Consider the following 12,977-nt stretch of genomic DNA (forward strand, 5'->3'; position numbering starts at 1 on the left):
TGCTTATCGTGTCCAGGCCGCGCGTTCTGCTGCGGTCAGATCGGGCGCCATCGCGCGGCCTTGTGCGGATGAGGCAAAGCCGGCCTCGATGATTGCCATCACCGCGATGGCCTCATGGGGCTGTACGGGGGAGGGTGCGCCATGGTTCACGGCTTGGACCAGCGCGCGATAGAAGCCCCGCTGGTCGCCGGGCCGGGCGGCCTCGCAGCTTTGTGTGCCGTCGATCGTCCAGCGCAGGACATCGTCCGGATCGCGGCCCCATTCCCCGCTTCCGGGCACAACCCCGCGCAGAAGCTGGTTTTCCTGATTATCGAGGCGAGGCTTGACCAGCGTGCCGCGATCACCATGGACGATAAAACGCGGCGATCCGCCCGAGACGATGGTGCTGGCCTGAAGGATGACCCTCAGGCGCGGATAGTTCAGCACCGCATGGGCCCAGTCATCTACCAGCGAGCCGTCGCGCAGATTGGCCAGATTGACCTGCACACTGTCGGGCAGCCCGAAAAGTTGCAGCGCCTGATCGACCAGATGCGGCGCCAGATCGAACCATATGCCCGATCCGGGGGCCTCCTTTTCCCACCAGCGATCCCCGCCAGAGGCCTGGAAGCGGTCGAAATGCGATTCAAACTGCACCACGCGACCCAGCGAACCGTCCTCGATCGCTGCCTTCACGCTCAGGAAATCGCTGTCCCAGCGGCGGTTCTGGAAAACGGTGATCAGGCGTCCTGCCGCCTCGGCCGCCGCCACCAATTCGCGAGCTTCGGCCAAACCGAGGGCAAACGGCTTTTCAACGATCACATGCTTGCCCGCCGCCAGTGCAAGCCTGGCATGGGAAGCATGCGTATCATTGGTGGAGGCAATCAGCACCACGTCCACCGCCGCGCTGGCCACCAGTGCTTCGGGACTGTCAAACACGACGATGCCGGGTTGCTCGGCGCGCACCACTTCGGGCCGCGAGGAGCAAATGGCGCTGACCTCAATGCCCTCGCTCGCACCGATCAAGGGCAGGTGGAAGGTCTTTGTGACGAAGCCATAGCCGATGATGCCAACTCTAACCACTTGCTGTCCTTTTGTGAAATAATGAAGGTTGTTCCGGAGGCGGCCGGTTGAGACAGACGAACGCCGGCGTGAAGCCTGCATTGAAGTGGGCCTGCCGGTGACCGTGAAGCAGGGCTGGATCGGGACAATTGGCCGGTCAGCCCGTTTCCACCAAGCTGCGGCCTGAATCTTGCCGAGGCCTTGCCTGGTAACGTGGAGCCATGGACCGCGGGCTGCATCGAGGCAGCCCGCGGTCGAGTGTATTGCCCGCTCAGAAGGAGAGCTTCACCGTGCCGTAATAATAGCCGCCGTTAATGCCCAATTGCTGCATGCCTGTGTCATACAGGGCGACACCGGCAAAACGGGTGTTTTCGGGCACAATGCTGGGCCTGGCGTCGAAAAGATTGTTGGCCCCCACTGACACGCGGGCAAAGGGCGTCAACTTGTAGCCCACCTCGATATTGGTCTGCCACTTTGGAGCGTTGTACATGTCGTAGAACACGCTGGTGGAATAGGCATCGGGTCCCACGACGTACTGGCGCAAGGTGTTGACCGAGCCATAGCGGATTTCGTGCAGGTCAAGATCGAACGAACCCGACGTCAGATGGCCGCCAAAGATAAACTTGTTGGCCGGGAAATAGGTCGACATGAAAGCCTGTCCCTGCCGGGTCAGCAATATGCGGCCATTGCGGTCAACACCGACGCGCTGAACATCGGTATTGTTGAAATTGGCCGAAATGTTCCAGTCAATGGTGCCCCAGTCGAAGGGCGTGCGATAATTGGCCACAATATCGAGGCCGCGCGTACGGGTGTCTGCGCCGTTCGAGAAATATTGCGCCGAGACCGCAGACGGCAGCACGCTGGGGTCAACCAGAATGCCTTGGGCCGCAAGCGCATTGATGGCTTCCTGACCGTTATAGGCGCCGCCCTTTACGATACGGTCACGGATGCTGATCTGGTAGGCGTCGATGGTGATGTTCATGCGCGGCACAGGGTGCAGCACAATGCCTGCCGACAGATTGGTCGACTTTTCCGGCCGAAGCTGTTGTGCCCCAAGGATACGCGCCGCAATCGAATTGACCGCAAGCACGCCCTGCGCACCATTGGGCGTCACGCCGATGCTGGTATAATATTGCTCCTGCATGCTGGGTGCGCGAAAGCCGTTGCTGATCGTACCACGAATGGCGATAGCCGGGCTGAAATCATAGCGAACCGAGAACTTGCCCGTCAGAGTATCGCCGGCATCGCTGTAATCTTCGTAGCGGCCCGCAAGGCCGATTTGCAGGCCCTTTACCGGTTTGGCCGAGAAATCGACAAAGGCGGCCTTGATGTCGCGATGGGCGCGGACGTAGCTTGAAGGCTGCAGGCCCGATTGCCCCTGGGTGCCCGCGCCGTAATAGGAGGCCGGGTCGCCCGGATTGACGGCATAGGTATCGCGGCGATACTGGCCGCCAAAAGCAACATTGAGCGGTTCGGCCAAGCCGACATCGACAAACCGCCGGAACGTGCCTTCGAGCGTGAGCTGCGAATTGCCGTAGGACATCACGTTGAAACGCGTCGGTGTGCTGCCGGTGTCCCGGAAGAGCAGAAGATTGACGCTGTCGATAAGATTATAGTCGGTATGGTCCTCGCCATAGGTGGCGTTCAGGTCCCAGTCCCAACCAGTCAACGTACCCTTGGCGCCGCCGGTGAGGCTGAAGTCATGTTCCGTCACCTGGCTGAGCGGACTGAAACCGTTGGGATAGACCTGCGGCAGCAGGGTCGGGATGCGGTAATTCTGGAAAGAACCGGCCTTACGATAGGCATAGCTGGCAAAGGAATAGAGCTTAACATCCTCGGAAAGATTGACGCCTGCATTATAGGAGATCGCCGCGCGATCCTGTTCGGCGTTGCCGAAATAGCGATTCACTCTGGCATTTACGCGTGTGTCCGGCCCGCCGCGATTGGTGTGATCCTGATGACGGAATTCGCCGCTGAGGCTGAAAAAGCCCTGGTTTCCAAACCGGGTGCCCCAGTTGGCCGTGGTGCCCGAGGTAAAACCATCGCCTTCATAATAAAGGCCATTCGTGGTCGCAGCGGTAAAACCGTGATTGTTGCTTTTCAGGATGATGTTGACCACGCCCGCAATTGCATCCGAGCCATAGAGCGCGGCGGCCCCGTCGAGCAGCACCTCGATATGGTCAATGGCTGAGGTCGGGATCAGGCCGATATCGACCGGCGCGGTGCCGTCTTCCGGGCCGGTGGCATCGGTGATGACCGAGGTGGTGTGGCGGCGTTTGCCGTTGATGAGGATCAGCGTGTGGTTGGAGGTGAGCGCACGCAGATTGATCTTGTCGACCATGTTGGCATTGCCCGAGGTGACCGTCGAGCGCGAGATCGAGGGCGAGATCTGGGTCAGCGCATCGCGCAGGTCTGGCTGGCCTGTGGCGGCGAGGCGGTCCGCATTGATGACCGTGATAGGGCTGGGCGCCGCGCTGGCCTTCGCGTTGGGATCGCGCGTACCGGTGACGATGATCGTTTCGCCTTCACCGGTTTCAACCGGTTTTACGGCAAGAGAGACCGGGGCGCGTGCCCGGGCCGCGCGCTGCGCCGGGGCAGGGGCCACATAGGCAACCGGGGTCAGCCTGGCCTCGCGACGCTTGATGAGGAAGGCGCCGCGAGGATCATTGCTCCACGTAAGATTGGTGCCCCGCAGGATCTGCGTCAGGGCCTGCGCCACGTCCATGCGCCCGCGAACCGGGCTGGCAAGCATGATGGCGCCGGTGGAAGGCGCCAGAATTTCCACATCGGCCTGACGTGCCAGTTCGGCAATGGCGGTGGAAAGGGGCTGCGGCTGGACATTGATTTCGCGCGTCTGCGCGCAGGCTGGTGTCGCAACAGTGGCCACAATCGCAATGGCCGTGGTACAGAGAAAATCACGATAGGACATGAATATATTTCCCCCATTGATCGGCGCCCGAGATGCTCACGTTTGCGCTCGACATTGGGGAGATGCATGGAGGGACACAAATCCACACATTAAGTGTGACACTTTTTTGCAGAATATTTCATTTTTATTTTTTACTTGAAATTTCAATCCCCTGCGCGGTTCTCTCCACTTTTAGGTCAAGAATGACGGCAATGGCCTGCGCAAATGCCTCCGGGTCGCCCGCCGAATAGCGGCCCGACACGCGCAATTTGCGCACTTCAGGTGTCATCAGAAGCGGTGTTTCATTGTAGCGGTGGAACTCAGCCGCCGCTTCGCCCAGCGTTGTCTCGTCAAAGACGATCTTGTCGTCGAGCCACGCCAGCATCCGGTCCATTTCCGCTCCCGATCGATGCTGGAGAGCAGGCTGTGCGTTGCCCTGGTAGTCGAGAATTTCGGTTTCCGCATTGGCGAACAGAAGGGCCGATGAGGTGCCCGTGTCCATGTGGCGTTCATAGCGGATGCGACCTTCGCGCACCATCACGCCGAGGCCTTCGTTGGTGCGACGGACCGAAAAGGCTGTTCCCACCGCCTGCACAATCCGCCCCGCACTTTGTACAAGAAAGGGACGCGCCGCGTCCTTGGCCACCTGGAAAAAGGCTTCCCCGGCCAAAAGACGGATGATGCGCTGCTCGGGCAGAAACAATACGGCGATCTCGCTGGCCGTATTGAGCATGACGGTGGAACCGTCTTCGAGGGGCACCGAGCGTATTTCGCCGCGTCCGGTCGAGAAGTGCTTTTCCGCAGGCGCGGTGTTTCGCATGAAAATGGCAACGCCGGCGGCCATGGCCGCAACGCTTGCCGCCATCGAAACCATCACCCGGCGTCTCGTCGGGTGGGCCTCGTCCGCATCATTGATCGTGTCGGCAATCGGCGTCTCGTCATGCAGTTTTTCCGCGCGCTCTAGAACAGCTCTTGCCTTGCCATAGGCGCCAAGGTGCCGACTGTCCTCGGCCAGCCAGGCATCGAGCGCCTGTTCCTCGCCCGGGTCCAGCGGGCGCAGGTCCTCGCGCGCCGCCCAGTTGGCCGCGATGCGGTCTATCTCAGCGCTTGTGAGCTTTGCACGCATGTCCATCAGGGCTCATCTTTGGGTCATTGGAATGGGATCGCTCATCGTTGGAATAGAGTAGCATAATGCGTTCCACTCCGCGACCGAGGTGCTTCTCGACGTTGCTTTCACTTATCATCAATCGCTCGGCCACCTGCCGCTGGCTCAATCCTTCGATCTTGCGGAGCCGGTAGACCTCCTGACAGCGCGGTGGAAGGGTGGAAATCGCATTCATCAAGCGATCAAGTTCCTGCTGCCCCTGTACCTGCTGATCGGGCAGCGGCTCATTGGCGGCCTCATCGATGGCGTCTATGTCCGAGGCCAGATCGATCGGCACCACCCGCGCGCGCCGCAGATATTGCAGGATGAGGCTGCGCGCTACCTGCAGGAAATAGGCGCGCGGATTGGTGATATGCTCCACGCTGTCAAGCATGATGAGGCGCGCATAGGCTTCCTGCACGATATCGTCGATTTCGTAGCCCAGCGTGTTGCCGCGTCGCAACTGGCGCCTCACCCAAGGTTCATGGGGCAGCATGGCGTCGGCAAGCCAAACCGCGCGGCGTCTGGCATCTGCCTTCATGCCTGTCCCCCAGACCAGGGGGACAGGCGCATGCCAAGGCAGGATAGGTTTCCGACATGGGGTTTCATGGCTGTTTCATCATGGACATGACAGGATTTGCGGCAATTTCCATGCGTATTTTTTCGGTCCTGACGGGAGCAGGCTCATCCCAATTCGCCGATGGCGCGGGCCGCCATACTGATGGCCAGTTCGGTTGTATCATTCCCCGCGGAATCGGTGTTGGCGATGGTGATCGCCCCGAAAGGTTTGCGGGCAAGCAGATGTGGCGGCGGTGCTCCGGTTTTCAGGAAATCATCAAACAGAGGAGAATACCAGTAGGAATAGCCGTGTCCCCATCGGTTCACCGTAATTCCCTGTATGTCTCGTGCCGGATCGAACCCATGGGCGCCCAGCGCCCGGCCCAGTTGGTCGCGGGTGTTGCGTTCAAACTCTTCGAATGTGGTTGCATACATTTCCGCCCGGCCTAGGCGGAACTGGTCCTTGATGGGCAAGCCGGGCGTTTCATAGCCGCGTAGCATTGACATCACCGCGCTCTGGTCAGGCGAGGGAGAGTGCTGATAGCCGCCCACCGAAACGGGCGGTTCTAGCAGGAGCGAGGCAAAATAGCTGCCCGGCGCATTCATCAGGCATGTGCCCGCCCGATACCAGGCCTGCCAGTCGCGCATCCAGACATTGACCCAGAGATTGGGCGTTTTGATATTATAGGCCAGCGCCGCGCGCTGTTCAGCGGGCAAATCAGGACAAATATAGGGTATAACATAGTTCCAGCAGGCCAGAACACATTGTCTGGCTCTGGTGCGGAGGAATTTTCCATTCAATCCGCCACTGGTATAACTGACGCTGACGCCGCCCTTCTCGTTGGCAACCTTCACCACCGTTGAATTCAGGCGGATGCGGGTGGCATTGCCGGCCTGATCCAGCCTGCTGTAATCCACTCTGGCCAGCATGGAATCGGCCACGCTCTGGCCCGGCAGCGCGCCCGGAATCAACCGGCGCACCAGCAGGCGGGCAACTGTCGCATTGCCTTCGGGAAAGCGATAGGGCTGGGCGCCTTCATGACGGCCCTTGCGCGCGGGGAGAGCCAGCCCGGAAAAGCCGGGCAGGCCAAAGCGTTCATGGGCGGCTAGAGCGGTGGTCGACGAAAGGCCGCGGCCGCTGCCGTAGGTGCGATCGCGCAGATAGGTGGTGACCATGGGATCGCATTGTGCAGGCCCGGAAAGAAAATCGGCGTAGCTGCTGTAGGTCAGCCGCTCGATCTTTTCCGACGTGGAAAGGCCCGGCAAATAGTCGGTATCGACATGGTAGAGCCGATAGAGATCCTTCTTTGCCCCATCGGAGAGCGGAGCGTCCCGCATGAACCTGTCCCAGCGCTTTTCTGCATCCGGCGGCGTGGTTGGCGAATAGAGGAAGGTGAAATCGGTCCAGGGGGCAGGATCGGGCAGGAGAGCGTCACGCCCGAAGGTTTCCTTGTCGAAAAAGACGCTCTGGCCCATGCCCAATCTTGCATAAAAGCCGGTATCCACCGTGTCGCGCGCGAGCTCGGGAACATTGATGCCGAGATCGCGAAACAGGTCGGCTTGCGCCCCGGTGTCATGTTCGCCGCCATAGATATTGAATGTGCCAGCGTTGGAGATCCGCAGCGATTTGCCGGCACCGAATTCATTGCGTTTGGCATGGCCGCCAAAGTCATCGTGATTGTCGAGAATTAGCACTTTTTTGGAAAAATTATACTGTTTCTGATAGAACCACGCGGCGGCCAGACCGCTTATCCCCCCGCCCACCACAATCAGATCATAGGTATCGGCTGTTTCTGACGGATTGCCGTGGGGCCAAAACTGTCCATCGCGAAGGGCATGGCCGGTGGCATTGGCCGTTGGATAGCCGCTGCCGCGCATGCCGGTCAGGGCCGGGGGATAAGGTGATGCCGAATGTGCCGCTTGCGCCAGTCCTGCCGGCGCCATGGCCGCTGCGCCCGAAACCAGCATACCGTTGAGAAAATCCCGGCGCTGGATGGCACGGTCCATACCCAATTCACGGTCAGAAGTCATTAAGATTGCTCCACAAAATCGGTCAGATAAGGCAAGCGGGCGGCATTTCGACGCTTGTCCCTTGGAACCGGCCAATCGAGTAGATGCTCGAAGGCGATGCGATCCACACATTGCGGTAGAAGAAATTTTCACGTATCCGCAGATCGACCGGCAGTTTGGGTAGATGTGGGCGGCACTGAAAGCCATTAGGATCAATGGCGAACTGGTGCTTATCGCCGACCACGGCCCCTCGAAACCGGGCCAGCGTCAAGTGATAGATGGCAAAAAATACTGAGGCTGCGTCTGTGACCGGGCCACGTTTGACGCTACTAAGTTTCTATAGTGCAACAGAGACAGAACAGTGGTGGGCACGTGGCTATTTTAGAGGATCGGGGGATATTCTGGCGGAATGACGAGCCTGTGCCCGCCACGCAGTTCGCCCCGGATGCGTCGGTCGGCGGCAAGCTCACCATCGCAGACGATGGTTCCGTTCAACTGGAACTGGACGACGTCATGCCGAGCGAAAGGCACCCGTTCGAGAACCTTCTCGACGGGGGCAAGCCGGCCGGACGAAACATACAGGGACTGCTCACGGATTCCGGTCATGTTCTGCTCCTTAACGCGTTTCGCAATGGCGCGGCGGTGCGGACCCACAATGTGTCTAAAGAGCGATACTTCGTGCAGCAATGCCTAGTCAGCGACCAGCGGTTCAGGCGCGACGGAAATGCCCCGATCCGGTTTCGTACCGTGGAAGTGGATCTCTCCGGCTTCAAGGACTGGCTATGGCTTCGGTCCATTCAGGTCAAACGGCAGCGAAACAAGCTTGTCGCGGACTACAAAGCCGAAAAGGATCGTCGCTTTACCCTCCCCTTTGGTACCCTCTCGATTGAGTATGACCTTACCGGTCCGCAGTTCGGTAGAAGTCGACACAATGAAATAAGACTGGTCGAGTCAGCTGCAATCGTGATTACGACAAGAAAGGCGATGTCGCTGAGTGACGCTCAGGATTATCATAAAAACGTAGAAGAATTGCTCATCCTCCTGACCTCTTCCAATCATAATTTCGATTGGCCAACGCTGATACCCTGGGGCAGCAAGCACCGCGCCAAGCTGTATTTCTCGCGATATCGTTCTGATGCCGAGCCACCCGCCGCGCACGATTGCCTGATTAATTTTTCGAGAATCGCAGCGTCTTTCGGTGACATCTTCAAAGCCTTTATCGAGGAACGAGAGCGATATGGTCCGGGCATCTACCTGTATCTGGGCACGCGGCGCGGGCTGGAGATGTTCGTTGAACATCGCTTCGTAAACCTCATCTGGGGTCTCGAGGCCCTTGACAGGCATGGGCGCGGCGCCGTGCAGCCGCCCGCGGCCCTCGAAGCCAAAATCAGCCGGATCCTGAGCGCTGTCGCGCCCAAGGATCGACGCTGGCTGCAAGGCAAGCTCAAAAATGCCGCAGAGCCCAACCTTTCAGAGCGACTTTACTCCATTTTTTCCTTTCTGCCGCTGCCGTTCGACCAGGACGCGCTGCAACGCTTCTGCGTCGAATGCCAGGCGCGGCGGAATGACATTTCCCATTTCGGCGGGTTGCGTAGCAAGGACCAACGCTATGGTGACTTCATGCAGGATCTTGATAGAAAATCGAATGCGCTCTCGGCACTCTATCACCTGCATCTTCTGACGATCATCGGCGTCGACAAGGAACAGATCGACCTCGAAAAGAACAACAATCGGCCATTATGGCGGATGAAAAGCGACCTTCGCGCGGTAGGCCTTTTGCTGCCAGAGCCCGGCACTATACTAGGTTAGTCTCGGCGCGCGCCGATCGGGTGCCATGTAAATCACCCAGCACCGCGTGTGTCCGTCATCCCGAATGATCAGCAGTCCAGAAGAGGCCAGTCTGCAACTGGCTAGAGCGGTTTCCTCTCATTCTGGCTCGTAGCCGCAGGAACTGAAGTAGTTGGCGCATTCGCTGGGCTGGAAAATGTCGACGAGCCTGCCGATCAGCCCCCACAGCCCGCTGATGGTTCTCTCGCCCGCCTTGCGCAGCATGGCTTTCAGGCGAGAGAATGCTTTTTCGATGGGATTGAAGTCGGGGCTGTAGGGCGGGAGGAAGCGCAGGGTTGCTCCGGCCGCTTCGATCCGTTCCTTCACGGCGGCCCGCTTGTGGCTCGAGAGGTTGTCCATGATGACGACGTCGCCGGGCCGCAACTCTGGCACCAGAACCTGCGCCACATAGGCTTCGAACCAGTCGCCGTTGATCGGACCGTCGAGCACCATCGGCGCGACCATGCCGGTCATGCGCAGGGCGGCGACCAGCGTGGTGGTTTTGCGATGACCATGCGGAAAGCCCATTCGCAGCCGCTCACCCTTGGCGCAACGGCCATGACTACGCGTCATATTGGTGGCGGTCCAGGTTTCATCAATGAACACAAGGCGTTCTGGTTCGAGGTCGATCTGCCCGTCGAACCAGCGCTGGCGTTGCCTCAGGACGTCGGGGCGGTCCTGCTCGATCGCGTGGCCGGTCTTTTTTTGCGCGTGATCGCGTGACGGACGAAAAAGCGATGCACCGTACCGATCCCGACGCACGCGCCGCGCTCGATCAGTCGAGCCTGCACCTCGACCAGGGTCATGTCGCCCTGCTCGGCGATCAGTTCCCGAATGAAGTCGCCGTGCGCTTCGATCCTGCCCGAATGCCGGTCGCCTCCGCGCGGCCTGGCGACAGCCCGGCCATGTTCCAGCGCAAGTCGGCGCCAGCGGATTGCACTCGACACGCTGACCCCAAAGCGGGCCGCCGCTGCATGGCAACTCAGGCCACCGTCAATCGCGGCAACAACCCTGTCCCGAAGATCCTGTGAAAGCGTGCGTGCCATACAGGCTGGCCTCCTGCCACCAGCAGGAAACGTGAATCACATCAGGCCGCCGATGGGAATCCCAGTCGAGTCAGGTCGTGTGGAAAACGCTCTAACATCGACGGAGCGGTTGGGCGCCTCCAAAGTCGTGTTTGACGGCGGTCCCAGCAACACCCGACCGATTGTGTTGAAAAACTCCGCCTACGGCGCGAGCGCCGGCCGAGCTGGCAGTAAAATTACAGAAATATGCCAACGAGGGCATCACATATCGCGTTTTTCGGCACAGGGTGATCAAATGTTACGTGCCAGAGGGCGCACTTTACTTACCCCGGACTTTTTCAACACAATCGACCAATTTACGCCGGTCCGGTCGGGATGCGTGAATGGCTGTTCACGCCGAAACCAGCCGTTCCCGAGTGTCCCGCGATATAACCGTCATATGCTTCACCTGCTTGTAGAAGATCACACTCCCATCGTTACCGTCGGCGGGGACCCGTCAGGGGACCGGCGCGCTACCCCGGACGCGCATTGAGCGCAGCATCGAAGGCGGACGGGCTTCAATTCCTGGGGAAAGAAAAACCATAAAATCACCAAATAGAAATGTTGCGGACGAAACTTACCTAGGGCAGTTTCATATCGTGAAACATCATTATGTCCCTCAATTTCTTCTGCGGAGGTGGACCACTGAAACAGGCCGATTGCACTGTTTCTCCGTCCGAAACGGGCGTCTCGTCTGTAGCGAGCGTGCGCCCGAATATACGGGATTTGAGAAGGATCTGTACGGAATCCTGGCAAATGCGCTTAGCGTGGGCGAGGATCACTTAGAGAAGCGGCTCTTCGGTCCGATCGACAGCAATGCGGCAAGTGTTCTCGACAAGCTCGAACAGCACGCGGTGCTGACCGAGGATGAGCATATTGCGTGGACGTTTTTCCTGAGTTCGCTTCGGATTCGGCAGCCCGATGTTCTCAGATTCCTGCGGAATGAAGGGATGACGAGGTTGAGGGCGACGTTGGCCGCACACGACAGGGAAACGCTGCCCGAGGGTTGGCCGACGACCGAGGAATGGTTCAATCGCAATCATCCCGGCGCGATGGAGGCGATGACCCTGACAAGCTGGCTCCCGAAGATGATCCTGCACGACGGGGTCATGGACGCGTTCGCCGGTATGCGATGGTGGGTTCGCGAGTTCGATGCGGATCAGCCGACGCTTCTGCTTTCAGATTTGCCGATCCATTGGGAAGGCGGCTTTACCAGCGAAGCTTTTATGATCCAGTTGCCGCTCGGCCCGCGCCGCGCCTTCTTTGGCGCGCGGTCTGCAGCGACGGAGCAAATATTGGATCACATTCCGCCGGCTGAGCTGATCAGACGGGTCAATCTCACGACGATCGCGGCGGCCGCTGACCGAATCTGGGCCAGTGAGCGGGACGGTGCGGCAGCGTTTATCGAGGCCAATCTCTACAAGATCGGTGTGAACGTCGTGGCATTCGACACCCTGGCTCCAGCTTTCGCGGTCGGTCCGTGACGCGGCTATCCAAGAAGGATGAGGAGCGGCGGAACCTCGACGCCTATCTTGCGGCGGCAGTGATCGCGGTCGACGACGGCAAGGTCGACCAGGCCGAGCGGCCTGATTTCCTTCTGCGCCTCGACGGCGTGTCGATCGGCGTTGAGGTGACGGAATATCACGTTGACGGCAATCGCCGTGAGGTCGAGGAACATTGGGCATCGCTCCGGCAGTGGCCAATGCTGCTCAACGATTTCCCCCGGCACCGTCAGGTCGAGTTGAATTTCAGGGCGCTCAAGCTGCCGTCGAGGCGCGAAACGCATGATTTCGTCGCGCAGCTTATCGCAGTCATCGCTGGCGCGGTGGACCTGCCCGCCAACATCGCCATCGACCCCGCACGGTGGCCGACCCTTGGGAAATATGTCAGCCGAGTGGAGGTCGCTGCGTCCACGGTGAGATATCTGGGCTGGAGCTGGAATTTCGACATAGCGTGGATCGGCGTCACCGAGGACGAACTGATGACGATCGTCGATGCGAAGCGGTCATCGACCGTCGTTGCAGCCTCATCCTACTGGCTGATGATCACCGAAGGGGCGACGTTGTCGCGCGTGATGGCCCTCATGGATCATGAGTGGCTTGAGGTGATGTCGCGGCTGACGAAGCAGCTAGAAGACGGTCCGTTTGACCGGCTCATTCTCCTGCAATCCCCGATCATCGAATGGTGCCGGGACGTAGGATGGCGCACTATTGCGGAACAGGGAGGCACCAAAACGGATGACGTTTTTCACGCAGGGGCAACTTGAGGCGATCGCCGGCGCACTCGGCGACACGACCGACGGTCTGACCAACCCGGAGATCGGCTTTCTCTTTCAGGCAGCGAAGATGGTCGATCCGGGGGCGATGGCGAAGCGGATCCGGATCTATAATGCTTTTGCAGACAGCCAGAACACGAAGCGGAATCGCAC

At 59.5% G+C, this 12,977-nt stretch carries 10 protein-coding genes; 3 read left to right on the top strand and 7 right to left on the bottom strand.

Going from position 1 to position 12,977, the window contains the following annotated elements; all coding sequences use genetic code 11:
- Window positions 1-3: 3 nt before the first annotated feature.
- The 6 genes from BGP00_RS10420 to BGP00_RS10445 all read right to left on the bottom strand — a co-directional run bounded on the left by BGP00_RS10420 (window position 4) and on the right by BGP00_RS10445 (window position 7,929).
- Window positions 4-1,059, bottom strand: a complete 1,056-nt coding sequence (locus BGP00_RS10420; RefSeq protein ID WP_292693452.1) for an oxidoreductase — start codon at window positions 1,057-1,059, stop codon at window positions 4-6.
- A gap of 250 nt (window positions 1,060-1,309) precedes the next feature.
- Window positions 1,310-3,967, bottom strand: a complete 2,658-nt coding sequence (locus tag BGP00_RS10425) for a TonB-dependent receptor (protein WP_292693456.1) — start codon at window positions 3,965-3,967, stop codon at window positions 1,310-1,312.
- Between the two features lie 124 nt (window positions 3,968-4,091).
- Window positions 4,092-5,078 carry a FecR domain-containing protein gene (locus BGP00_RS10430; protein ID WP_292693458.1) on the bottom strand — a complete coding sequence of 329 codons (987 nt, stop codon included), beginning with the start codon at window positions 5,076-5,078 and terminating at the stop codon, window positions 4,092-4,094.
- Complete coding sequence (locus BGP00_RS10435) at window positions 5,047-5,631, bottom strand: sigma-70 family RNA polymerase sigma factor (RefSeq protein WP_292693461.1); 585 nt, start codon at window positions 5,629-5,631, stop codon at window positions 5,047-5,049. Before BGP00_RS10435 ends, BGP00_RS10430 begins: the two co-directional genes overlap by 32 nt.
- A 143-nt stretch (window positions 5,632-5,774) precedes the next feature.
- Window positions 5,775-7,679 carry an NAD(P)/FAD-dependent oxidoreductase gene (locus BGP00_RS10440; RefSeq protein ID WP_292693464.1) on the bottom strand — a complete coding sequence of 635 codons (1,905 nt, stop codon included), beginning with the start codon at window positions 7,677-7,679 and terminating at the stop codon, window positions 5,775-5,777.
- 22 nt (window positions 7,680-7,701) lie between these two features.
- Window positions 7,702-7,929, bottom strand: coding sequence for a hypothetical protein (locus BGP00_RS10445; RefSeq protein WP_292923173.1), 228 nt, complete (start codon window positions 7,927-7,929; stop codon window positions 7,702-7,704).
- Between the two features lie 101 nt (window positions 7,930-8,030).
- Here BGP00_RS10445 and BGP00_RS10450 point away from each other — a divergent pair, with 101 nt between their 5' ends.
- Window positions 8,031-9,467 (top strand): HEPN domain-containing protein, encoded by a 1,437-nt coding sequence (locus tag BGP00_RS10450; protein ID WP_292693466.1) that lies wholly within the window; start codon window positions 8,031-8,033, stop codon window positions 9,465-9,467.
- A gap of 117 nt (window positions 9,468-9,584) precedes the next feature.
- Here the strand turns inward: BGP00_RS10450 and BGP00_RS10455 are convergent.
- Window positions 9,585-10,531 (bottom strand): IS630 family transposase gene (locus tag BGP00_RS10455; protein ID WP_292693469.1). Its coding sequence is split into 2 segments (ribosomal slippage): window positions 9,585-10,195 and window positions 10,195-10,531, totalling 948 coding nucleotides; the frame shifts between segments, so codons are not numbered across the junction.
- A 617-nt stretch (window positions 10,532-11,148) separates the two neighbouring features.
- On the opposite strand from BGP00_RS10455, the gene BGP00_RS10460 reads away from it, so the two are divergent.
- Complete coding sequence (locus BGP00_RS10460) at window positions 11,149-12,033, top strand: DUF4238 domain-containing protein (RefSeq protein WP_292693472.1); 885 nt, start codon at window positions 11,149-11,151, stop codon at window positions 12,031-12,033.
- Complete coding sequence (locus tag BGP00_RS10465; protein WP_292693475.1) at window positions 12,030-12,815, top strand: hypothetical protein; 786 nt, start codon at window positions 12,030-12,032, stop codon at window positions 12,813-12,815. Before BGP00_RS10460 ends, BGP00_RS10465 begins: the two co-directional genes overlap by 4 nt.
- Window positions 12,816-12,977 lie beyond the last annotated feature (162 nt).

This window comes from Novosphingobium sp. 63-713, assembly GCF_001898925.1.
In the GTDB taxonomy this organism is placed as follows: Bacteria; Pseudomonadota; Alphaproteobacteria; order Sphingomonadales; family Sphingomonadaceae; genus Novosphingobium.